The organism is Ferrimonas sp. (assembly GCF_048263965.1).
Taxonomy (GTDB): Bacteria; Pseudomonadota; Gammaproteobacteria; order Enterobacterales; family Shewanellaceae; genus Ferrimonas.
The window spans coordinates 108,223-130,026 of sequence record NZ_JBLXDO010000004.1; the positions used below are offsets into that span (position 1 = coordinate 108,223).

Annotated in this window: 18 protein-coding genes and 2 other RNA genes; 9 read left to right on the top strand and 11 right to left on the bottom strand. The window is 60.1% G+C overall.

The window, feature by feature from the left end; all coding sequences use genetic code 11:
* Nucleotides 1-100 precede the first annotated feature (100 nt).
* The 9 genes from ACN0RV_RS05960 to ACN0RV_RS06000 all read right to left on the bottom strand — a co-directional run bounded on the left by ACN0RV_RS05960 (nt 101) and on the right by ACN0RV_RS06000 (nt 12,055).
* On the bottom strand, nt 101-1,015 hold the full coding sequence (locus tag ACN0RV_RS05960; RefSeq protein WP_417346458.1) for a LysR family transcriptional regulator: 915 nt from the start codon (nt 1,013-1,015) through the stop codon (nt 101-103).
* A 361-nt stretch (nt 1,016-1,376) separates the two neighbouring features.
* The gene (locus ACN0RV_RS05965) at nt 1,377-2,996 is read right to left on the bottom strand and encodes a Na/Pi cotransporter family protein (RefSeq protein WP_417346460.1); all 1,620 of its coding nucleotides are present in this window, start codon (nt 2,994-2,996) and stop codon (nt 1,377-1,379) included.
* A 194-nt stretch (nt 2,997-3,190) separates the two neighbouring features.
* Nucleotides 3,191-6,070: an aminomethyl-transferring glycine dehydrogenase gene (gene gcvP / locus ACN0RV_RS05970; RefSeq protein ID WP_417346462.1), complete on the bottom strand. Its 2,880-nt coding sequence runs from the start codon at nt 6,068-6,070 to the stop codon at nt 3,191-3,193.
* 95 nt (nt 6,071-6,165) lie between these two features.
* A complete protein-coding gene (gene gcvH, locus ACN0RV_RS05975) occupies nt 6,166-6,555 on the bottom strand; it encodes a glycine cleavage system protein GcvH (protein WP_286341420.1) in 390 nt (129 codons plus the stop codon).
* 21 nt (nt 6,556-6,576) lie between these two features.
* Nucleotides 6,577-7,671 carry a glycine cleavage system aminomethyltransferase GcvT gene (gene gcvT / locus ACN0RV_RS05980; RefSeq protein WP_417346463.1) on the bottom strand — a complete coding sequence of 365 codons (1,095 nt, stop codon included), beginning with the start codon at nt 7,669-7,671 and terminating at the stop codon, nt 6,577-6,579.
* A 95-nt stretch (nt 7,672-7,766) separates the two neighbouring features.
* On the bottom strand, nt 7,767-8,963 hold the full coding sequence (locus tag ACN0RV_RS05985; protein WP_417346465.1) for an FAD-dependent oxidoreductase: 1,197 nt from the start codon (nt 8,961-8,963) through the stop codon (nt 7,767-7,769).
* Nucleotides 8,957-10,162 (bottom strand): 2-octaprenyl-6-methoxyphenyl hydroxylase, encoded by a 1,206-nt coding sequence (gene ubiH, locus ACN0RV_RS05990; protein ID WP_417346467.1) that lies wholly within the window; start codon nt 10,160-10,162, stop codon nt 8,957-8,959. The genes ACN0RV_RS05985 and ubiH overlap by 7 nt, the downstream gene beginning before the upstream one ends.
* Before the next feature lie 4 nt (nt 10,163-10,166).
* Nucleotides 10,167-11,468 carry a Xaa-Pro aminopeptidase gene (pepP, locus tag ACN0RV_RS05995; RefSeq protein ID WP_417346469.1) on the bottom strand — a complete coding sequence of 434 codons (1,302 nt, stop codon included), beginning with the start codon at nt 11,466-11,468 and terminating at the stop codon, nt 10,167-10,169.
* Nucleotides 11,469-11,494: 26 nt separating this feature from the next.
* On the bottom strand, nt 11,495-12,055 hold the full coding sequence (locus ACN0RV_RS06000; protein WP_417346471.1) for a UPF0149 family protein: 561 nt from the start codon (nt 12,053-12,055) through the stop codon (nt 11,495-11,497).
* Between the two features lie 232 nt (nt 12,056-12,287).
* Between ACN0RV_RS06000 and ACN0RV_RS06005 the strand changes: the two genes are divergently transcribed.
* The 4 genes from ACN0RV_RS06005 (at nt 12,288) to ACN0RV_RS06020 (ending at nt 13,826) form a co-directional block, all read left to right on the top strand.
* Nucleotides 12,288-12,626 carry a cell division protein ZapA gene (locus tag ACN0RV_RS06005; protein WP_417346473.1) on the top strand — a complete coding sequence of 113 codons (339 nt, stop codon included), beginning with the start codon at nt 12,288-12,290 and terminating at the stop codon, nt 12,624-12,626.
* Nucleotides 12,627-12,677: 51 nt separating this feature from the next.
* Nucleotides 12,678-12,858: non-coding RNA, 6S RNA (ssrS, locus tag ACN0RV_RS06010), on the top strand.
* A gap of 138 nt (nt 12,859-12,996) precedes the next feature.
* A non-coding RNA gene (ssrS, locus tag ACN0RV_RS06015) (6S RNA) lies at nt 12,997-13,177 on the top strand.
* Between the two features lie 61 nt (nt 13,178-13,238).
* The gene (locus tag ACN0RV_RS06020; RefSeq protein WP_417346475.1) at nt 13,239-13,826 is read left to right on the top strand and encodes a 5-formyltetrahydrofolate cyclo-ligase; all 588 of its coding nucleotides are present in this window, start codon (nt 13,239-13,241) and stop codon (nt 13,824-13,826) included.
* Here the strand turns inward: ACN0RV_RS06020 and ACN0RV_RS06025 are convergent.
* The gene (locus ACN0RV_RS06025; protein ID WP_417346477.1) at nt 13,823-14,845 is read right to left on the bottom strand and encodes a hypothetical protein; all 1,023 of its coding nucleotides are present in this window, start codon (nt 14,843-14,845) and stop codon (nt 13,823-13,825) included. The genes ACN0RV_RS06020 and ACN0RV_RS06025 overlap by 4 nt on opposite strands.
* Entirely contained in the window at nt 14,845-15,297 is a 453-nt protein-coding gene (locus tag ACN0RV_RS06030; RefSeq protein ID WP_417346479.1) for a hypothetical protein, read from the bottom strand. The genes ACN0RV_RS06025 and ACN0RV_RS06030 overlap by 1 nt, the downstream gene beginning before the upstream one ends.
* Before the next feature lie 251 nt (nt 15,298-15,548).
* Between ACN0RV_RS06030 and ACN0RV_RS06035 the strand changes: the two genes are divergently transcribed.
* The 5 genes from ACN0RV_RS06035 (at nt 15,549) to ACN0RV_RS06055 (ending at nt 21,800) form a co-directional block, all read left to right on the top strand.
* Complete coding sequence (locus tag ACN0RV_RS06035) at nt 15,549-18,227, top strand: ATP-binding protein (RefSeq protein WP_417346481.1); 2,679 nt, start codon at nt 15,549-15,551, stop codon at nt 18,225-18,227.
* 129 nt (nt 18,228-18,356) lie between these two features.
* A complete protein-coding gene (locus tag ACN0RV_RS06040) occupies nt 18,357-18,797 on the top strand; it encodes an Hsp20 family protein (protein ID WP_417346483.1) in 441 nt (146 codons plus the stop codon).
* Between the two features lie 176 nt (nt 18,798-18,973).
* The gene (gene rpiA, locus ACN0RV_RS06045) at nt 18,974-19,630 is read left to right on the top strand and encodes a ribose-5-phosphate isomerase RpiA (protein WP_417346484.1); all 657 of its coding nucleotides are present in this window, start codon (nt 18,974-18,976) and stop codon (nt 19,628-19,630) included.
* A gap of 92 nt (nt 19,631-19,722) precedes the next feature.
* Nucleotides 19,723-20,259 (top strand): glutathione peroxidase, encoded by a 537-nt coding sequence (locus tag ACN0RV_RS06050; RefSeq protein WP_417346485.1) that lies wholly within the window; start codon nt 19,723-19,725, stop codon nt 20,257-20,259.
* 104 nt (nt 20,260-20,363) lie between these two features.
* On the top strand, nt 20,364-21,800 hold the full coding sequence (locus tag ACN0RV_RS06055) for a coniferyl aldehyde dehydrogenase (RefSeq protein ID WP_417346486.1): 1,437 nt from the start codon (nt 20,364-20,366) through the stop codon (nt 21,798-21,800).
* Nucleotides 21,801-21,804 lie beyond the last annotated feature (4 nt).

The window sequence follows — 21,804 nt, forward strand, 5'->3', positions numbered from 1 at the left end:
GGAGTCATGGTATCGGTGAGAGTCGGGGTCAAACAGATCCAGCGGGAAAAGCTGCTTTTCCCGCCAAGGCAGAACGGATTATTGAAAGAGTTAAGTGAAATCAGTCAGGGGAGGTGTTCAGGTGTGCCCGAACCACCTCGATCACCGCCTTCAACCTGTTAGGCAGGGCGGTACGAGATGGGTAGACGGCGTACACCGGCATCGTCTGATCGGCCTTCCAGTCATCGAGCAGGGTGACCAGTTTCTCCGCCCCCGGCTGCTTGAGCAGCAGATAATCGGCGATATAGCCGATGCCCATACCCGCCACCACGGCATCCAGAATCACTTCGGCGCTGTCGATAACAAAGTTACCACTGACCTCTACCTCATGGCGCTGCTCTGCCTGGCTAAAGGACCAGCGGTGGTAATCCCGGGTCTTACTCTGGTAGGTGATGCAGTTGTGCCCCTCGAGGTCTCGGGGATGACGGGGGGCATCATGTCGGGTCAGATACTCCCGGGAGGCCAGCAGCAGGAAGCGGATATCACACAACCTCTGGGCGATATAGCCCGGGGTGATCTCATTGCTGGTGGTAAACCACAGATCGACGTCATCCTCAAGCATATCCACCCGACAATCCCCCAGGGTGACCTCCAGGATCAGATCAGGATGGTCTCTGTTCAGCCGCTCGGCAATGGACTGAATGTATCTGGCCCCCAAGGAGTGGGACATGGCGATACGCACCCGGCCGCTGACTTCATCCCGGCAATCCATGACCTGGTCCGACGCCTGCTTCATCATGCTGACCACCTGCTTGCAGGACTCGGCGTACATGGCCCCTTCACGGGTCAGGGTCAGGTGCCGGGAGTTCACCTTGATCAGCTTTACTCCCAGCCTCTGCTCCAGGTCCTTCACCTGCTTGCTGACATGGGAGATCGACACATCGAGCCGCTCGGCGGCCTTGGTAAAGCTGCCTGTTGATGCCACAGCATCAAACAGGATCATCTGATAGGCATCGTATTTAATCTGCTTGTTCATGATGAGGGCACCCGAGTCACGGCATCAGTGGAATCGCACTGTCTGTGGGCATCATACTGCAGATTGCATCGATAGGAACTGAGATCGTGCTGAACAGACCGGAAGGTCAAAACGCGGACAAAAAAATGACCGGACCCACCGGACGCTGTCGGGATTGGCGGGAACGGCCTTGAAAAACTGATTGGAAAATCCAACAATCGGCGCCCATCAGGCACCAAAATTGATGAATTTGTGGAAACGTAAGCGCTATCGCCTCACGCTCCTCCCATCCACTTATGCGGCAAGAGCGCAATCGCGGATAAGGTCAGACATTATGCAGCATTCGGAAATCCCGCAATGTAATCAAATGTAATGAGATCACTTACACCTGCTCAGGCAGTGGGCCCATCAGCTCGAGACAGCTCACCCACTGCTTCTGCATATTCTGCAGGTGCTTGCTCAGGTTGGTGAGAACGATGAAGGTCTCCCCCTGGATCGCCTCCTCACGGATCCAGCCGTAGATGCGGTCGATAAACTCCAGGTGGTCCTTGCGGGCCTGGCGCTGAAGTTGATGCAAAGCCTCGGTATCAACAACCCGGTGGGGCTCTGCCAGCCAGCCAGTTATCTGCTCCAGCCTGGGCTGTTCCAGCTGAGTGCGCTCTCGCTTGAGGCGCATCAGCTCGCGGTCTGCCACCGAAGCATGGCGAAGATCTTCTCGTATGTCCTTGACCGCCTTGGTGGCATAGCCCAGGTGGCGCAGCAGTTTCAACGCCCGTAGCAAGGCTGGTTTTTCTCGCTCCTGAGCATGAGCCAGAACCTCCAGAATAAAGGCGCTCAATTGCCCCTCCCTATCCCTCAGTGCCCGGTACTCCTCCGGATAACTGGCCCTCGCCGGGGCATCCTCTGCCCCCCCAGTCGCCGACGGCATGGGCAGTTTCAGTACCCGATTGTTCACCAGGAGCGCCAGCTGACAGCATTCGCGCAGGGCCCGATCGATGGCCAGAGTGGCGATGGGCACCTGATCCGGTGGAATGTCCATCATCAGCCTGTCCATGGCGGGTGACGGCGTATGGAACATGCGTTTAAGCAGTTTGGCCAAGCCGCCCATCATGGGGAACACCAGCACCACCCCAATCAGGTTGAACAGACTGTGGAACACCACCAGCCCATAGAGGGGATCGGTAAAATTCAACCAGGGATAGAGATGGCCAAATACTGGGGTGATCAGGGGGTAGGCCAGGATGGAGGTCCCCAGATTAAACAGTACGTGGGCACCCGCCACCCTTCGCTTGTTGTCACTGCCCTTGAGACCGCCAACCACTATGGTGATGGTGGTGCCCAGATCGGCGCCGATGATGATCGCCGCCGCCGCCGGCAGATCCACCAGCCCGGCGCTGAGCGCGTTGAGGGTAATCAGCATGGAAGCAGAGCTGGACTGGATGATGGCCGTAAACACCAGACCCACCAAAAGATAGGAGAAGTTGCCCAGGTGAGCATAGGCCTCCGGCCTGAACCCCTCCTTCAGGCCAGCAACGCTCTCTTTCATGGTATCCAGGCCAAAGATCAGCAGCCCTATGGCAAAGAGAGTCAGGCCAACGGCCCGTCGACGGCTGTGCTCCTCACCCCAGATATAGATGAGTCCCCCCACCCCCATCAGTGGCAACACTATGGTGGACAGCGACAACTTGAACCCCAGCAGGGTCACCAGCCAGCCGGTGACTGTGGTCCCCAGGTTGGCACCGATGATCATGCCGATGGCGTTGGACAGGGGCAGCAGGCCGCTGCCCACCAGGGCAAGCACCATCAACCCCACCATGGAGCTGCTCTGCAAAACGGCGGTGGCCAGAGTGCCGCTGGCCACTGAGCCGGCATTGGAGCCTGTGGCACGAAGCAGCACCCGGCGAAAGGTATCCTCCCCCAGGGTGCCCAGTGCGCTCTCCAGCCGCTGCATGGCATAGAGGAAGATCCCCAGCCCGGCGACAAACTCCAGCCAGTTTCCCATGGCGTCCGGCTCACTCCATTAAGCCCAATTCCCTTTAAGAATAGGCGAGTTAGCTGATTAAGGTCGTCCCTACGCCAGGATTTTCATTGCCAAGTTTCGGCCCGGCAGGATTGGGGTACCGGGCTGGCTGTTCAGCCTGGCAAACAAAAAAGCGAGCCCGGAGGCTCGCTTTTCATTTCTGCTATTCGCAGCCCTTACTCCTGATAGGCGTCGATGGGCACACAGGCGCAGAACAGGTTGCGGTCGCCAAACACGTCATCGATGCGGTTCACCGTAGGCCAGAACTTGCCCTCGCGGGTAGCCTGGGTGGGGAAGGCCGCCAGCTCACGGCTGTAGGGGCGCTCACCGAAGGCCTCGTCCATGATGTCCGCCTGGGTGTGGGGGGCGTTGCGCAGCGGGTTGTTGTCCGCCGGCCACTCACCGGACTGCACCTTGTCGATCTCCTTGCGGATCTTGACCATGGCCTCGACGAAACGGTCCAGCTCCACCTGGGACTCGGACTCGGTAGGTTCCACCATCAGGGTGCCCGCCACCGGGAAGCTCATGGTAGGGGCGTGGAAACCGTAGTCCATCAGGCGCTTGGCTACGTCCATCTCGGTGACACCGCTGCTCTCCTTCAGGGGGCGCAGGTCGATGATGCACTCGTGGGCCACCCGGTCATTACGGCCGGTGTAGAGCACAGGATAGTGCGCGCCCAGCTTCTTGGCCAGGTAGTTGGCGGAGAGCATGGCCACCTGGGTAGACTCGGCCAGGCCGCGATCCCCAAGCATGGCGATGTACATCCAGCTGATGGGCAGGATGCTGGCAGAGCCGTACTGGGCGCTGGAGACCGCCCCATTGTGCTGGGACTCGGCGCCGGTTTTCACCACGGAGTGGCCGGCCACGAAGGGGGCCAGGTGCGCCTTGACGCCGATGGGGCCCATGCCGGGACCGCCGCCACCGTGAGGGATGGCAAAGGTCTTGTGCAGGTTCAGGTGGGACACGTCGGAGCCGATGGAGCCCGGGGTGGTCACCCCAACCTGGGCGTTCATGTTGGCGCCATCCATGTACACCTGGCCGCCGGCCTGGTGGATGATGTCGCAGATCTCGCGCACCGTCTCCTCGTACACCCCATGGGTGGAGGGGTAGGTGATCATGCCGCAGCACAGGCGTTCGGCGTGCTCTTCCGCCTTGGCGCGCAGGTCATCCAGATCCACGTTGCCGTTGGCGTCACAGGCGGTCACCACCACCTTGAGGCTGGCCAGCATGGCGGAAGCCGGGTTGGTGCCGTGGGCGGAGCTTGGGATCAGGCAGATGTCACGATGGCCTTCACCGATGGACTCCTGATACTCCTTGATCGCCAGCAGACCGGCGTACTCACCGGAGGCGCCGGAGTTGGGCTGCATGCTCATGGCATCGTAACCGGTCACCTTCACCAGCCAGTCGGCCAGGGTGTCCACCATCTTGCGATACCCCTGGGCCTGCTCCTGGGGGCAAAAGGGGTGCATGTTGGCGAACTCGGGCCAGCTCACCGGCATCATCTCGGCGGTGGCGTTGAGCTTCATGGTGCAGGAGCCCAGGGAGATCATCGAGTGGTTCAGGGCCAGATCCTTGCCTTCCAGGCGACGGATGTAGCGCAGCATCTCGGTTTCGCTGTGGTAGGCGTTGAACACCTCGTGCTTGAGGATGGCGTCGCTGCGCACCAGGGCATCATTCAGAGGGCTGCTGCTGGCCGCATCCAGAGAGTCCAGGTCCAGCTCGCCCTTGTCGACGATCACCGCAAACAGGGTCTTGAGCGCCTCGGCGGTGGTGGTCTCATCCAGGCTGACGCCCAGACGGTTGCCGCCGTCCACCCGCAGGTTCAGGCGGGCGACCTTGGCCCGGGCCAGCACCGCGTCCACATCGCTCACCTCGAAGGTGAGGGTGTCAAACCAGCTGTCGTTCACCAGGGAGATGCCGGCACCCTTGAGCGCCGCCGCCAGAAGGGTGGTCAGGCGGTGGGTGCGCTCGGCGATGCGCTTGAGACCCTCTGGACCGTGGTAGACGGCGTAGAAGGAGGCCATGTTGGCCAACAGCACCTGGGCGGTACAGATGTTGGAGTTGGCCTTCTCACGACGGATGTGTTGCTCACGGGTCTGCATCGCCATCCGCAGGGCGGGCTTGCCCCGGGTGTCCTTGGACACACCGATGATACGCCCTGGCATGGAGCGCTTGTAGGCGTCGCGGGTGGCGAAGAAGGCGGCGTGGGGACCACCATAGCCCATGGGCACACCGAAGCGCTGGGCACTGCCCAGCACCACGTCGGCACCCAGCTCGGCGGGGGCGGTCAGTTTCACCAGGGCCAGCAGGTCGGAGGCGACACAGACGATACCCTTTTTGGCCTTCACCGCCTCGGCGATGGAGGAGAAATCGGTCACCTGACCGCTGCGGTCAGGGTATTGCAGCAACACGCCGAAGATGTCGTGATCCGCCGCTTCCTCGGCCGGGCCCACCTGCACCTCGATGTTCAGGTGCTTGGCCCGGGTCACCACCACGTCGATGGTCTGGGGGAAGAGGTTGTCGGCGATGTAGAACAGGTTGGATTTCTTGTTCTTGGACACCCGCTTGGCCAGGGCCATCGCCTCGGCGGCGGCGGTGCCCTCATCCAGCAGGGAGGCAGAGGCCAAGTCCAGACCGGTCAGGTCCATGGTCAGCTGCTGGAAGTTGAGGATCGCTTCCAGGCGGCCCTGGGCGATCTCCGGCTGATAGGGGGTGTAGGCGGTGTACCAGCCCGGGTTTTCCAGCACGTTACGCTGAATCACATGGGGCACATGGGTGTTGTAGTAACCCATGCCGATGTAGGAGGTAAACACTTGGTTTTGCTCGGCAAAGCCGCGCAGTGTTCCCAAGGCGTCCACTTCGCGCTGAGGATCGCCGATCCCCAGGGGGCCCTGAAGACGAATCCCTTCCGGCACGATCTGGCCGGTGAGATCCTCCAGAGAGGTCGCGCCGACGAACTCCAGCATCTGCTGACGCTGTGCCAGGGTGGGGCCAATATGGCGGGGAAGGAACTCGTCCCGGTTAAACAGTTGGGACAGAGACTGCTGCTCGCTCATTATCCAATAATCCTTGTGATGCCGCGTCCAGGGTACAGGGCGGCTCAGATAAGAAGACAAAAGCCCCTCTGCGGGGGCTTTAATCAGTCGGTATGTTACTCGTCGTCGATGACGGCCTGGTAGCCTTCCGCATCCAGCAGGTTGGCCAGCTCGGCCTCGTCGCTGATGCGCACGCGGAACAGCCAACCGTCACCGAAGGGGTCGCTGTTGACCAGCTCAGGGCTGTCTTCCAGCTCCTCGTTGATGGCCACCACCTCACCGGTCAGAGGGGAGTAAACGTCGGAGGCCGCCTTAACGGACTCGGCCACGGCGGTGTCGTCGCCGGCGTTTACTTCGTCGCCCACGTCAGGCAGATCCACGAACACCATGTCACCCAGCAGCTCCTGGGCGTGCTCGGTGATGCCGATGGTGTACTCGTTGTCACCCTCGGGACGGATCCACTCGTGGGAGCTGGTGTACTTCAGTTCGGATGGAATGTTGCTCATTGTTGTTTCCCCATCAATCTCTTAAAAGGCTTGTTTGCCATTACGCACGAAACTGGGCTTGATTACCTTGACGGTAACCCGCTTCTTGCGCATCTCCACTTCTACCTCCTCGCCCACGCTGCGGGGTACCCTCGCCATGGCGATGGAGTAACCCAGGGTAGGCGAGAAGCTGCCGGAGGTGATCACCCCCTGCTGTTCCTTGCCGTCGGCATCGGTGAAAAAGACGTTCAAACCGCTGCGGAGCACGCCCTTGTCGGTCATCACCAGGCCCACCAGCTTGTGGGTGCCCTCGGCCTTGATCTGGGCCAGGGCCTCACGACCGTTAAAGTCGCGGTCCGCCGGCTCCCAGGCCACGGTCCAACCCATGTTGGCCGCCAGAGGGTTGACGCTCTCGTCCATATCCTGGCCGTAGAGGTTCATGCCCGCTTCCAGACGCAGGGTATCACGTGCGCCAAGGCCAGCTGGTTTTACCCCGGCTGCCAGCAGCTTATCCCAAAGGTCCGCCGCCTGGTCCTGGGGCACCATAATCTCATAGCCGGCTTCGCCGGTGTAGCCCGTGGTGGCGATAAACAGGTCGCCCGCCTGCACGCCGAAGAAGGGTTTCATGCCGGCAACCGCCGCCTGCTGGGCGTCATCCAGCACGGTGGCGGTGCGCTCCACCGCCTTCGGGCCCTGGACGGCGATCATCGCCAGTTCCGGCAGTTCGGTCACGGAAACCTCGAATCCCTGGGCCTGGGCGCCGATCCACTCCAGGTCTTTCTCCCGGGTGGCAGAGTTCACCACCATGCGGTAGTGGTTGTCGCTCAGATAGTAGGTGATGAGGTCATCGATGACGCCCCCCTGCTCGTTGAGCATGCCGCCATAAAGGGCTTTGCCGGGCTGGGTGAGTTTGGCCACGTCGTTGGCCAGAAGCTTGCGCAGGAAGGGTTGTGCCTGGGCACCGGTAATGTCTACCACGGTCATGTGAGACACATCGAACATGCCGGCGTCGGTGCGGACCTGATGATGTTCCTCAACCTGGGAGCCGTAGTGGATCGGCATGTCCCAGCCATGAAAATCCACCATCTTCGCGTTGGACTCCAGGTGCTTCGCGTAGAGTACGGTTTGATTCGCCATTTGTGTTCCTTGTCTGGCTTTATGCCCTTTTGTGATCAGGGTCTATTTTAGGGGCTGGGCGCATTATACCCAACCCAGCCTGTTTGTATACAAAATCACCTTAGGTTTGAGGCAGCAATGCCTAGTGCCTGGGCGATAAACTTCTGCTTTAAACCGGGCATGCGGTTGACCAGGGCCAGACCTATGTCGCGCACCCCCTTTTTCACAGGATCTTGTCCTGAGAACAACCACTTGAATCCACTCATCGCCGCAATCATCTCCTGGGCCGCCGCCTTGCGCGGGCGGGCGTAGCGCTGCAGCACCTTGAGATCCCCCAGGTCCCAGCCACGGTCTGCGGCCTCCTTGAGGACACTCACCAGCTGCTCGCTGTCCGCCAGCCCCAGGTTCACCCCCTGGCCCGCCAGCGGATGAATGGTGTGGGCGGCGTCCCCCACCAGGGCCAGCCTGGGCAGGACGAAGTCGCGGGCATAACGCATGGTCAGGGGGATCGCCATACGATCGCTGACCACCTCGATTTTGCCCAGGACCCCTTCGCTGACCAGACTGATCTTGCGGCAGAAGGTCTCGGCATCGCACTCGGTCAGCGCCTGGGCCTGCTCCGGTGGCAGGGACCAGACGATAGAGCACTGGTTGGCGTCCGGCAGGGGCAACAGCGCCAGAGGCCCCTGGGGCAGGAACACCTGACGGGCCACCCGCTCATGGGGGCGGCTGCTCTGCACCGTGGCCACCAGGCCATGATGACCGTAGTCGCGGAAGGTCAGGGGCACGTTCAGCTGCTGACGCAACCAGGAGTTGGCACCGTCGGCGGCCACCAGCAACCGGGCACTGAGCATGGCGCCGTCTGCCAGGGTCAGCCAGGCTTCCTGCTCGCCGAACGCCACTGATTGCGGCGCGCCGACAAAACAGCGAATTTTGGGCTCACTCTGGGCCTGTTGCCACAGGGCGTAGGCGATGGAACGATTCTCGATGATGTGGCCGAGATCCGGCTGATGGTAATCCCTGGCATCAAACTCGATGACGCCGATGCTGTCCTTGTCCCAGACCCGCATGCCGGTGTAGGGGGAGACCCGCTCCTTGGGCAGGCGGGGCCAGGCGCCCAGCTGCTTCAGGTAGAGTTCGCTGGCGCGGTTGATGGCACTGACCCTAAGGTCCGCCGGGCCGCTGGCCGGGGTGGGCTCTTCACGATCGATGACCGCAACGCTGATGCCGGCCTTGGCCAGCCCGATGGCGGTTGCCATGCCCACCATGCCACCGCCGACGATGGCTACCTGAACCGATTGTGCCGTTACCACCTTGCGCTCCTTCTCTTGGATCCCTGTCCCATGGTGTGGGACACCATCTCCTGCCCCAGCGAGGGGAACAGGTCCATGGCGATAAGCCCCAGGTTGCGACCAACCTGAAGCAGGAAATTGTTATTGGAAAACAGTTTGACCAGGCTGTTGGTCAGCCCCACGGTGCGGTCCACGTCCGGTTTGCGCCCCTGGGCATAATCGTCCAGCAGGGCAAAGCTGCCCGGGTCCTCGCTCTGCTCCAGCGCCTGTGCCAGCCGATCCGCCAGGGTCAGGGCATCGCGCATCCCCAGGTTGAACCCCTGCCCGGCGATGGGGTGCAAAGTCTGGGCGGCGTTGCCAATGAGGGCCACCCGGTGATGGATGGGGCGCTCGATGCGCTGCAGCACCAGGGGGTAGCTAAAGCGCTTGCCCACCCGGTTAACTTCGCCAAGACGATAGCCGAAGGCCCGCTGCAGTGCCTGGCGGAAGGGCTCATCCTCCAGGGCCATCAACTCTTCGGCCTGATCTTCATGGCGTACCCACACCAGGGAGTAACGCCCCCCGGTCATGGGCAGCAGGGCCAGGGGCCCCTCGTCGGTGAAGCGCTCATAGGCGATGTCGCCACCGCGGCTCAGCTCCACATTGGTGATCACCGCCACCTGGCCATAATCACTGCGACTCACCGGCAGCTTCAGCTGTTGCCTGACCAGGGAGGGCCCGCCGTCGGCGGCCACCACCAGTTTGGCACTGAGCTGGGCGCCGGACTCCAGGGTCAGCTGACAGGCTTGTGGCTGTTGCTCCAGCTTGGCCAGGGCATCGGGGCAGAAGCGCACCACCTGGGTCTGTGCCAGGGCCTGATGCAGCACCGGTCCCACCCTTTCCAGCTCCACCACCTGCCCCAGGGCATCCACACCCTGCTCGGCAGCGGTCATCTTCACCTGGCCCCAATGGCCACGGTCACTGACGTGGATGGTGTGGATGGGCGCGGCATGGGGTGCCAGGGCATTCCACAACCCCAACTGCTGATAGCGGGCCACCGAACCATGGGCCAGGGCGATGGCCCGGCTGTCGAAGCCGGGGTGGGTCTGGCTGTGGGGCGCGTGCGCCTCGATGAGGGCGATGCGCCAGCGCCGCCCCTGCTGTTGCTGTCCTGCCAGGGCCAGTGCCAGGGTGGCACCGGCCATGCCACCGCCGACGATGGCAATATCAAACTGATCCATGGGATTACCCGGCCATCAGGGCCTCAATCTCGTCGATCTCCTTGGGCACGTCACCGGTCAGAACCCGGTGGCCCTCCTCGGTAACCAGCACATCGTCCTCCACCCGGATGCCGATGCCCCGCCACTTGGGGTCCACCTCGGCGTCAGGGCCGATGTAGAGTCCGGGCTCGATGGTCAGCACCATGCCAGGTTCCAGAGGGCGGGTGCGCTCGGCGGTGTGGTAGTCACCCACATCGTGAACGTCGATGCCGATCCAGTGACCCAGGCCGTGCATATAGAACGCCTTGTGGGCGTCCTGCTCGATCAGTTCATCCACCTCTCCCTGAAGCAGCCCCAATTCCACCAGGCCGGAAACCATGATCTTCAGCACCTGGTCGTTGGCCTCCTTGATGGACACCCCGGGCTTGATCATGGCAATGGCGGTCTTCTCAGCCTCAAGCACCAGGGCGTAGATCGCCTTCTGCTCTTCGGTGAAGCGGCCATTGACCGGGAAGGTGCGTGTGATGTCGGCGGCATAACCTTCGAGCTCGCAACCGGCGTCGATCAGCACCAGGTCGCCCTCTTTGAGCAGTGATTCGTTCTCTGTGTAATGAAGGATGCAGGCGTTGTCACCGCCCCCCACGATGGAGTTGTAGGCCATGAAGCGGGCACCGTGCATGACGCACTCATGGTTGATCTCCGCTTCCAGCTGATACTCGTACAAGCCAGGGCGACAGGCCTGCATGGCCCGCACATGGGCCTTGGCGCTGATCTCACCGGCGCGGGCCATCACCGCCACCTCGGCGTCGCTCTTGTGCAGACGCATCTCATGCAGCTGGGCGCGAAGATCCAGCTGCTGGGTGGGGGCGCGGCGTCCCTGACGGAAGCCGCCTCGCAGGGTGGCCATCAGGGCGGACACCGCCTCGTCGCTGTAGCCTTCCTGGCCGGGCAGCCAGGCCAGGGTATCGGCGCCATTGACCAGGTCCGGCAGCAATTCCGCCATCTGCTCCACGCTGAATGCGGCATCCAGCTGCAGCGCCTCTGGGGCGGCATCCACCCCCAGGCGGCGGCCATGCCAGATCTCCGCCAGCTTGTCGGTGGGCCGGACAAAGATCACCGACTCCGGTGTCTGACCGGGACGCAACACCAGCAGGGCATCGGGTTCATTGAATCCGGTCAGGTAGAAGAAGTCGCTGTTCTGGCGAAAGTGGTACTCGGTATCGTTGGAACGGGTGCATTCCCGGGCGGCGAACAGCAGGGCCACACTGCCTTCGGGCAGGCTGGCCATCAGTTGCTGACGCTGTGCCTTGAAATCCTTAATCTCCATTGGGCGCTAATCCTTAGTTATTGTTCTCAGTGCAGGGTCTTGTCGCCGGGCAGGGTGCCGAACTCCAGCAGGGCTTTCCAGCAGGTGTCCACCACGTGCTCCACCAGAACCCGGAAGCCCTGTTCATTCTCTTCGTTGTCTTCTACGTCGAACTCAACGTTGGTGATCTCTCGCAGATCGCCGATCATTTCACCCAGCTCGCCCCCGACCGTATTAAAGGTGGGCTGCAGCCGGGCCAGACCCAGGAAGAAGCTCTGGATCCACTCAATCAGAGATTCCAGGCGCACCGCCAGGGCTTCATCTTCATCGGGCAGCAACGGCTGGAACGGCACTTCAGGATCTTCAGACAGGCTCTTATCGATGCAGCGATAGACCTCCTTCATCACCTTCTCCAACTCCTCACCGAACGGCTGGCCTTCGTTGGCCAGGGCCAGGAAGCTCTCCTGCCAACCGCGCTTATCCAGGCGAATGCCGCCGCAGATCAGGCCGGTCATCAGGCCGTGGAATTCACTGGGCAGCATGGTCAAACCGGCTTTGCTCAGCGCCGCATCCAGCTTATTGAGCAGTAAAGGTGAGTTGCATTTCATCTGTTCTATTCCCGCAGTAGAAGTGAGCTCATGCTATCACGGCGGCAGGTCGTGCTCCATATCTTCCCTGCACTGTCAGCCAGGCCGAAGTTTCTGCTGTTCATTCATTGATACAAGGTGTTACAGCCGTATTGAGATCCGGCTAACCATAAGGCATAACAGGGGGCATCGCCTTGCAGAATCGGCCCTCGCGGCATATAGTCCGTACCCGGCCAAAACAGCGGAACCCAGAATGAGCTCAAACACCATAGAAATTACGCTTCTCGAACGGGTCTACACCATCGCCTGCCCCCCTGGGGAGGAGGCCACCCTGCAGCAGGTCGCGCACCAGCTGAACCAGCGTTTTCTTGAGCTCAAACAGCGTAACGCCCTGCTCTCCATCGATCAGTTGGCGGTGATGGCCGCCCTCAATCTCACCCATGAATTGATGAGCCTGGAAACCCGTACTCAACGGGAAATGCAGGAGAGATCGAAGAAAATTCAAGCACTTGAAAATGCCATTGAACAGGCTTTGCGCAAACGTGAAGTGGCGCAGCCAAAATCGGTTGAGTCCGGCTCAGACTCGCAGTAGTCTGGATTTACAGAGCAAGGCACCGAACGGTAAATCGCTCTACAATTACTGAGCTCCCTGTGATGCTTGCCAGCGGGTTATGTCCCTGGCCGATGCTATCAACCAAGGGTTCACTCTCCGGCGCTACTGCGCATGCTCGGCAGGTACCGAGAAGCCTACGGCGAAGGCAGTGTTCCCGCCCTGAACCTACGGTTCACGGGCTTACACCCGCAGCGACATCTGCGGGGAGCACTCTTCTCTACCGAGGCTCATTTGAGTCCGGTATGGCAGCCACCTCTGGTGACAGCCTTTAGTGACGGCAAACCGGTTTCTGCGACCCCAGGGTCTCAAAAGATCGAACCGTCCCGGGCCCCGGGCCCGACAAGTTACACGCTCCCTGTGGTGCTCGTCAGCGGGTTATGTCCCTGGCCGATGCTACATACCAAGGGTTCACTTTCCGGCGCTACTGCGCATGCTCGGCAGGTACCGAGAAGCCTACGGCGAAGGCAGTGTTCCCGCCCTGAACCTACGGTTCACGGGCTTACACCTGCAGCGACATCTGTGGGGAGCACTCTTTCTCTCTCCTCCCATCTTCTGTACCTTTGGACTTGGATTTCCCAAGGACCCCAGCTTATGCCACAGGATCGCCAGGCACTTCGTCAGCATCTGCGCCTACTGCGCCGCACGCTCTCCCCACAACAGCAACGTCAGGCCTCTCAGGCACTGGCCCACAATCTCATCAACCAGCCTGAGATAGCCCAAGCGGATACCATCGCGCTCTACCTGGCCAATGATGGCGAACCCAACCTGATGCCGCTGATACGCCTGCTGTGGCAGCAGCACAAGAGCCTGGCGCTGCCGGTGATGGATCCCAGTGATCCTAAACAGATCCTGTTCCAGCGCTTCGCCCCCGATACCACCATGGTCAACAACAGGTATGGCATCGCCGAACCCACCTGGGATAAGGGTGAAGTGTTCCACAGGAAGGAGATTGACCTGATGCTGATGCCCCTGGTGGGCTTTGATGATCAGGGCAACCGTCTTGGCATGGGCGCCGGCTGCTATGACCGTTATCTGGCGGGCGACAGTCCCAGACCGCTGCTGGTGGGCTGCGCCCACGAAAATCAGCGACTGGAACGGTTGGAGTCTGCCCCCTGGGACGTTCCTCTGGATGCGGTAGCCACCCCCAAGCGCTGGCTGGCCACATACCAAGGGGATTAGAAGTTGTAACTCAGCATCAGAGTCACCAGGTTGGCCTGGGTCGATTCCCCCACCAGCCTGGGAGGCAGTATGAACTGGCCTGCGGTATCGTCCAGGGCATCCGCCAACTGCACCTCCAGATTCACCGACAGGTTTGGCTGAAGGTCATAACGGATGCCGCCGATGTAACTCACCGACTCCAGCCTTTCCCAGTTTCTCGCCACCATCAGGTAGGGGCGCCACAGATCCAGGTTCATCACCACGCCCAGGTAGCCGCCGTGCTGCAGGTTGTCCTTCTCAAATTCGACCCAGAACTCCCATAACTCACCCTCGTACCGGCCACCAATGGTAAAGATGTCCATCCGATCTTCCACCCCGTCCAGGGTGAACTCAGTGTACAGGTAGGAGAAGTTGAGCAGCAGCTCCGGCGTATTGAGCTTCAGGTTGATGCCGGTCTGAATGTCGGTCTCGACCCTCAACTTCGCCACGCCCACATCGACGGTCTCATGATTGTGCCCACCGTAGTAGGGGTGCAGCGCCAGCTCAAGTTCATCGCTCAAGCTGGTCTCATAAATAAGGTCGATGCCATTGAATGCGGTAATGCCAAGCAGGGTGTCATAGAGATCCACCGGAGGGCGGGCCCAAGGGTAGGCATTGCCCACAAAGTAGTAGTCTGACGCCAGGAAAAGGGGCATCCGCAACCGCCCGGCCCGGATCTCAGTCTGCTCCCCCCGCCAGCTTAGGTAACCCCACTCAAACTGGGGATCGGAGAAGGTATCCTGGGGACGCTTGACCACCTGTGCCGAGGCGCGCCACTGCTCGCTGAAGCTGGAATCCAATTGCAGTCCTACGGTGGTGTCACAGTCGTAGCACCATTCATCCCCTATGCCACGGTGGAAGTAGAGTGGCACACTGTTGTCACTTTTGGTGGCCGATACAGAGGCAAATCCGGACAGGGTCAGATACTGGTCCCACAACTCAATGGCTGCCTGGGCTCCCCAGGAGGTCAGCACAGCAATAATCACAATGACGGCTCTCATCAATCCACTCCCTGTTCGATGTCGAGAATAACCCGCGCCCCCATGGGCACCTGGTTTCTTGGCACATAGGCGATGCCCCTGGGGTGCTCAGCCAGCCAGTTGAGCACCGCCTCTTCGCTGGCTACGGACAGGCTCTCCGGTGGTTTGCCTTTACCGGAAAACGCAATCCGAGCCCAGCGGCTGTTGATCTGGGGAATCGATTTATTGAGGAAGGATCGATAGAACGCCTGCTTCTGGGAGCTTCCCTCGGGAAAATCCAGCAGATCCACCCGGCCAAAACTGTCGAGGGAGCGCAGTTTACCCAGGTAAAGCATCTTGGCCTTGCTCTCACTGATGGCAGGCATATTGTCGTTGAGGGTGATCAGCACGTACTGCCCCCGTGCCGGCCAGAAGACCAGCAACAGCGACAGCAACAGTAGCCGATAAGCCCATTTCATCCCTGAATGCATCATTCAAGTCATCCCTGATAAGCAAAATCCGTAATCATTGCTAGGCTTTATCAGGTAACAGTATAGGGCGTGTTTATCTTTGACGTTCAGAAATTAACCGGAAATCATGGCAATCAATCAAGACGTTGGATTGCTGGCATGGGGGAACCGGGTAAGCATGGAGCACGGGCAGTTCATACAGATAAAACAGTCCACAAAGGTCGACAACTCCGGTAAACACATCACCATTTTTGCTGGTTGAGAAGGGAAGCTCAATGGCTCAACATCTTTCGCTGCGCAGCCGAATCCAACTGCTAGTGGTCATACCACTACTTTTCTGTTCCATCATCTTTGGCCGCTACATGATGGGGCAGTACAACGAACTCAAGGATCTGCAGCAGATCGAACAGCGCTACCAGTTAATCTCTGAACTGCAGCTGGCCATGGGCGCCGTAGACAAGCTGCGTCGCTCCATGGTGGTCGAGCCCTCCCTCGGGTCCCTGGCCACCCAGATCTCCAATGCCCGCTTGGCTGCCACCCACCTTGATGCCGCTGAGTTTCACCAACTCTTCGCCGCAGACGCCGACGGCTTTAACCTCCACCTGGAGGAGCTCTCTTACCTCATCGGGGAGTTGCCGGACAGCGAGCTGGATACCGATCTCCGCTGGGAGTGGCTTTCTCTGGTCGATGACTGGCAGCAAAACAGCCTGAGAATGGTGGAGTCGCTGCCGGTGGAGGTGGAGAGCCGCACCGTTCGGGAGGGGATTCTCGCCTACAACCAGCTGCTGTTCATGCTGGAGTATGCCCGCGAGGAGCTGCTGGTGATCAAGCAAGCGCTCAAATCCGGCACCCTGAGTATCTCCGCCCGACAACGGCTGCAGGAGCTGGCACTGTTGCAACAATCGGTGCTGGATAAGTACGTCAGCGTCTACGCCAGCGAATCCCAGGTCAACTTGCTGCTCTCCGCCTTCACCAATGATGCTTTCACCCGGGGCAATGAGCTGCGCCAATCCCTGCTGGAGGGCGAAAGCCATTCCCTGACCCCGGCAAGAATCGAGGCAGCGGATACCCGTATGAAACTGCTGGATCAGGTGCTGGAGTCGGTGCGCAACGACATCGCCCACTCCGCCAGTCAGGCCTATCACGCCAGGCAGACCCACTTTGCCGTCAACCTGGCCATCCTGCTGCTGATGCTGGGGATGATGACCGCCCTGGCGCTAAGGCTGGCCCGTCACCTGCGACGGGGGATCGCAACCATAGGCGAAACCATGAAACAGGTTGAAGAGACCCGTAACTACGACCTGCGTATCGAACTGCCAGGCCGGGACGAACTCAGCCGTCTCGGCACCACACTGAACCGCCTGGTGCAGGAGCGGGCAGGCTTCGAAGCCAGCCTGATCAGCGCCAAGGAGGAGGCGGAGAAAGCCAACCACGCCAAAAGCATCTTTCTGGCCAACATGAGTCATGAGATCCGCACCCCCCTCAATGGCATTCTTGGCATGAGCGATATTCTCAACAGCACCCAGTTAAGCGGTGAGCAGCTGGAGTACCTGCATACCATCCAGAGCTCCTCCAGGGCGCTGCAGTCGATCATCAATGATGTGCTGGATCTGTCCAAGATCGAGGCAGGAAGTCTGATGATCTCCCCCATCAAAACCAAACTCAAAGAGCTGTTCTACGAAGTAGCCAGCGTTGTGGCTCCCAAGGCGATGAAGAAGGGGATCCGCTTCGATGTGGAGTACCCACCTGAGCTGCCGGAACAGGTGATGATAGACAGCCATCGCCTGCGCCAGATTCTGCTGAACCTGCTCTCCAACGCGGTGAAGTTCACCGCGGAGGGCGAAGTACTGCTAGGCTGCCGGGTACTAAAGCGGGAGGCGCAGCCTGCCATCCTCTGTATCCGGGTCAAAGATACGGGCATCGGTATCGACGCGGACAAGCAGGAGGAGATCTTTCACCCCTTCAAGCAGGAGGATGGTTCCACCACCCGAAAGTTTGGCGGCACCGGCCTGGGGCTGAGCATCTGTCGGCAGTTGGCCCAGTTGATGGGAGGCCAGATTCGGGTCAGCAGTCTCAAGGGAGAGGGCAGCACCTTCCTGCTGGAGCTGCCGCTGGAGGAGGTGCCCGCCCCCAGAATCAACGCCAATAAACTGGAGGGTCTGAAGGTGCTATTGCTGGATGGTTATCACGACTCCGCCCAGCGTTACACTCAGGAGTTGGTGGCCCTGGGGATGGAGGTCAGTTACATCACCCAGGTCAGTGAACTGCTGCCGATGCTCCGGGGGGAGAACCGGTTCGATCTGATGATGGCACGCTTCTCCAGCCTGCCCGATGGCGAGCGCACCCTGATGGCCCTGCAGAATGAGCACCCCTTGCCACTGATGCTGCTCAATGACCTTTCCAACAGCCTGACTTTGGATGAGATCACCACTCCGGTTCAGGTGATGCTGGCCCCCATTCGGGGTGAGCGGCTGCAGAGAAATCTGGAGAAGCTGATGGCCTCCGACAACCTGGCAACCGGCTCCCAGCAACTCACCCACTCGATCCAGTCAAACCAGTATCGCGCCCGGTTGCTGCTGGTTGAGGACAACAAGACCAATCAGCGCGTCGCCCAGATCATTCTCACCAAAGCCGGGTTCCATGTTGAGATCGCCAACAACGGTCAGGAGGCCACCAACATGGTACTGGCGGGCGAGTACGACCTGATTCTGATGGACTGCATGATGCCGGTGATGGACGGCTTTGAAGCCAGTCGGCAGATTCGCCAGTTGGAGGAGCGACAGCAGCGACGCCGCACACCGATCATCGCACTGACCGCCAGCGTTCTGGACGACGATGTCCAGGCCTGTTACGACGCAGGCATGGATTACTACGTGCCAAAACCATATGATAAACAGCAGCTTATCGGAGCAATAGCTCGACTCACCCCAACACTGGAAGCCGCAGCTGTGTAAAAAATTCTATGAGAGGGTTGAAAAGCCCTGCGGCGACTCCATCTCTAACAGTGTCGAAGCATGGGTGCTCAATGGAGGCCCGGACGACAACCTTAAACACTGATTTGTTGCTCAATAGAGGACACTGTTATGCGTAGTTTTGATTTTGCCCCCCTGTACAAATCCGCCATCGGTTTCGAGCGCTTCGCCAAGCTGATAGATGAAGCCCAACGCGCCGAGAACCACAACGGCTACCCTCCGTACAACATCGAGCTGGTGGAAGAGAACCACTACCGCATCACCATGGCCGTGGCCGGCTTCGGTGACAATGAGCTGGATATCGAAGTTGAGGGTGACACCCTGCGCATCGAGGGCACCAAGGCCAAGGGTGACGTGGAACGCCACTACCTGCACCAGGGCATCGCCGAGCGCAACTTCAAGCGCCGCTTCAAGCTGGCCGACCACGTTCGGGTCAGTGACGCCCAGATGGAGAATGGCCTGCTGCACGTGGATCTGGTCCGCGAGATCCCGGAGGCGATGAAGCCTCGCAAGATCGCCATCAAGCAGGAAGGCCGCCTGGTCGAAGCCTGATGACCGCTGGCGCCCACTATCGGGCGCCTTGCCGGAGCCGTTATCTCCCTGCGGCTCCGGCATTAAAAGCCTCTGAAATACCACCTCTCTTTTTCTCTCCCCAAATGTGACGTAATGGTTTATCTCCAAGAGCCAAGGGAACTATAATTCCCGACAGACTTTTAGGAGATCCTTCGATGACACAAGATGAACTGAAAAAAGCCGCCGGCTGGGCCGCGCTGGAATACGTGGAAGACGGCAGCATTGTGGGCGTGGGCACCGGCTCCACCGTAAACCACTTTATCGATGCTCTGGCCACCAAGAAAAACAACATTGAGGGTGCCGTATCCAGCTCCGAAGCCTCCACCGCCAAGATGAAGGCCCTGGGCATCCCGGTGTTCGATCTGAACAGCGTCGACAACCTCTCCGTCTATGTGGACGGTGCCGATGAGATCAATCCAGCCATGGAGATGATCAAAGGTGGCGGTGCCGCCTTGACCCGCGAAAAGATCGTGGCCGCCGTGGCCGACAAGTTTATCTGCATCGCCGACGGCTCCAAGCAGGTGGATATCCTGGGCGACTTCCCCCTGCCCGTTGAGGTGATCCCCATGGCTCGCAGCTACGTGGCCCGTGAGATCGTCAAGCTGGGCGGCAGCCCGGTCTACCGTGAAGGCGTGGTCACCGATAACGGCAACGTCATCCTGGACGTGTACGACATGAAGATCACCGAGCCCAAGAAACTGGAGGCTCAATTGAATGCCATCGTTGGCGTGGTGACCAACGGTCTGTTCGCCGACCGTGGTGCCGATGTGCTGCTGCTGGGCACCGAGCAAGGCGTCAAAACCATCAAGTAATGGTGCCAGTGTCGGGCCAATCAGGTGATCGGCCCGCCACCTTCTCACGTAAGGGGTAGTGGATACCCCTTTATTCAGTCCAAGGAGTGACAATGCGAGCTGTTATCGCCCTGCTGGCCCTGTTGGCCACCCCCTCCCTCTACGCCGCCTCCTGCCCAGACTGGCTGGACGTGGACAAACGCCGCCTGCACGACAGGGAGCAGGTCAACCTGTGCCAACTGACCGCCGGCCGCCCCGCCCTGATCGTCAACACCGCCAGCAACTGCGGCTACACCCCCCAGTTCAAACAACTGGAACAGTTACACAAAACCTACGGCGAGCAGCTGGTGATCATCGGCTTCCCCTCCGACGACTTCTTCCAGGAGGAGGATGAAGAGGCCAAGACCGCCGAGGTGTGTTATCGCAACTACGGCGTCAGCTTCACCATGCTGGCCCCCATTTCGGTTCGCGGCAGCGATGCCGACCCCATCTTCAAAGCCCTGGCGGACCAGGGAGGCTCCCCCAAGTGGAACTTCTACAAATATCTGGTGGACGGCAACGGCAAGCTGGTGGATTACTGGGCCCCCACCACCAAGCCAGACGATGAAGAGATAGTCTCAGAGATCAATAAGTTGGTTTCTGGCAGCTGAACCAACTCTGAATAATTCTCATTAGGCGCCTTGACGGCGCCTGATTTTTGGACCAAGATCAGACCGACCAATCAGTCGGTTTCTTTATTTGTCCCGGAGGCCCCATGACCGAGCAGCCCTCTCAGCCCCTGACCAGTGAAAAGCACGCCATGCTGCTGCACTTTGAGCAGCAGAAAGGGGCGTTTCACCAGGAGCCCTACCGTGAGGTCTCCCGCCGCATCGAGGATCTCAACCGCCTCAAGCAGGCGCTGCTGAAACACAGTGACCACCTCTGTCAGGCCCTGGACCAGGACTACCAGGGCCGCAGCCAGCAGGACACCCTGATCTCAGACATCCTGCCCTGCGTAATGAACATCGGTTACACCACCAAGCGCCTGAAAAAATGGACCAGGCCTCAGCGCCGACACGCCGGGCTGCTGCTCGCTCCCGCTCAGGTCGAGGTGCACTATCAGCCCCTGGGGGTGGTGGGCATCGTGGTGCCCTGGAACTTTCCGGTAATGCTCTCCATAGGCCCGCTGATCACCGCCTTGGCCGCTGGCAACCGGGCGATGATCAAGCTGTCCGAGTTTACCCCCCACACCAATGTCGCCCTGATCAAGATGCTCAGAGAAGCCTTCACGGAGGAGCAGGTAGTCTGCATCGAGGGAGAAGCCGACGTGGCCGCCCAGTTCAGCGCCCTGCCCTTTGATCATCTGTTGTTCACCGGTTCCACCACTGTGGGGCGTCACGTGATGCGCGCCGCCGCAGACAACCTGACCCCAGTCACTCTGGAGTTGGGTGGAAAGAGTCCCACCATAGTGGGGCCGGACATGGATCTGGACACCGCCGCCGAGAGAATGATTTTCGGCAAATGCCTTAACGCCGGACAGATCTGCGTGGCTCCGGACTATGTACTGGTGCCCAGAGAGAAGCTGACCGCCTTTGCACACGCCTATCAGCGCCGGTTCCAGCGCCTCTACCCCAAGGGGGTGGACAGCCCGGATTACACCTCAGTGATCGATCAACGCCAGTACCAGAGACTGACCGCCTGGTTGATGGATGCGGAAGCCAAAGGCGCCAGGGTACTGCCCTGCGTCCCCGGCCATCACAGGAGCGATGAAGACCAACGTCTGACCACCCACCTGTTGCTGGACACCACCGACGAGATGACCCTGCGACAGGAGGAGATCTTCGGTCCCCTGCTGCCACTGATCCCTTATGACAGCATCGATGAAGCGCTGGAGTATGTTCGCAGCCGCCCCCGCCCCCTGGCCCTTTACCTGCTCAGTTATGATAAGGTGCTGCAACAAAAGGTGATCAGCCAGAGCCACGCCGGCGGCATGTGCATCAACAATGCGCTGTTCCACGTGGCTGCAGACGACGCCCCCTTCGGTGGCATCGGACCATCGGGCATGGGCCACTATCACGGCATCGAGGGGTTCAAAACCTTCTCCCATGCCAAGACGGTGCTGCGTCAGGGACGCTTCTTTGCGGGCAAGATGATGTACCCGCCCTATGGCAAATGGCTGCAGAAGCTGATCTTCAAATTCTTCCTCAAATAAGGAG

What these genes read in the sequence shown, in the direction of transcription:
- ACN0RV_RS05960 (WP_417346458.1), bottom strand. Translation starts at nt 1,015, where the DNA reads ATGAACAAGCAGATTAAATACGATGCCTATCAGATGATCCTGTTTGAT.
- ACN0RV_RS05965 (WP_417346460.1), bottom strand. Translation starts at nt 2,996, where the DNA reads ATGGGAAACTGGCTGGAGTTTGTCGCCGGGCTGGGGATCTTCCTCTAT.
- gcvP (WP_417346462.1), bottom strand. Translation starts at nt 6,070, where the DNA reads ATGAGCGAGCAGCAGTCTCTGTCCCAACTGTTTAACCGGGACGAGTTC.
- gcvH (WP_286341420.1), bottom strand. Translation starts at nt 6,555, where the DNA reads ATGAGCAACATTCCATCCGAACTGAAGTACACCAGCTCCCACGAGTGG.
- gcvT (WP_417346463.1), bottom strand. Translation starts at nt 7,671, where the DNA reads ATGGCGAATCAAACCGTACTCTACGCGAAGCACCTGGAGTCCAACGCG.
- ubiH (WP_417346467.1), bottom strand. Translation starts at nt 10,162, where the DNA reads ATGGATCAGTTTGATATTGCCATCGTCGGCGGTGGCATGGCCGGTGCC.
- pepP (WP_417346469.1), bottom strand. Translation starts at nt 11,468, where the DNA reads ATGGAGATTAAGGATTTCAAGGCACAGCGTCAGCAACTGATGGCCAGC.
- ACN0RV_RS06000 (WP_417346471.1), bottom strand. Translation starts at nt 12,055, where the DNA reads ATGAAATGCAACTCACCTTTACTGCTCAATAAGCTGGATGCGGCGCTG.
- ACN0RV_RS06005 (WP_417346473.1), top strand. Translation starts at nt 12,288, where the DNA reads ATGAGCTCAAACACCATAGAAATTACGCTTCTCGAACGGGTCTACACC.
- ACN0RV_RS06020 (WP_417346475.1), top strand. Translation starts at nt 13,239, where the DNA reads ATGCCACAGGATCGCCAGGCACTTCGTCAGCATCTGCGCCTACTGCGC.
- ACN0RV_RS06025 (WP_417346477.1), bottom strand. Translation starts at nt 14,845, where the DNA reads ATGAGAGCCGTCATTGTGATTATTGCTGTGCTGACCTCCTGGGGAGCC.
- ACN0RV_RS06030 (WP_417346479.1), bottom strand. Translation starts at nt 15,297, where the DNA reads ATGATGCATTCAGGGATGAAATGGGCTTATCGGCTACTGTTGCTGTCG.
- ACN0RV_RS06035 (WP_417346481.1), top strand. Translation starts at nt 15,549, where the DNA reads ATGGCTCAACATCTTTCGCTGCGCAGCCGAATCCAACTGCTAGTGGTC.
- ACN0RV_RS06040 (WP_417346483.1), top strand. Translation starts at nt 18,357, where the DNA reads ATGCGTAGTTTTGATTTTGCCCCCCTGTACAAATCCGCCATCGGTTTC.
- rpiA (WP_417346484.1), top strand. Translation starts at nt 18,974, where the DNA reads ATGACACAAGATGAACTGAAAAAAGCCGCCGGCTGGGCCGCGCTGGAA.
- ACN0RV_RS06050 (WP_417346485.1), top strand. Translation starts at nt 19,723, where the DNA reads ATGCGAGCTGTTATCGCCCTGCTGGCCCTGTTGGCCACCCCCTCCCTC.
- ACN0RV_RS06055 (WP_417346486.1), top strand. Translation starts at nt 20,364, where the DNA reads ATGACCGAGCAGCCCTCTCAGCCCCTGACCAGTGAAAAGCACGCCATG.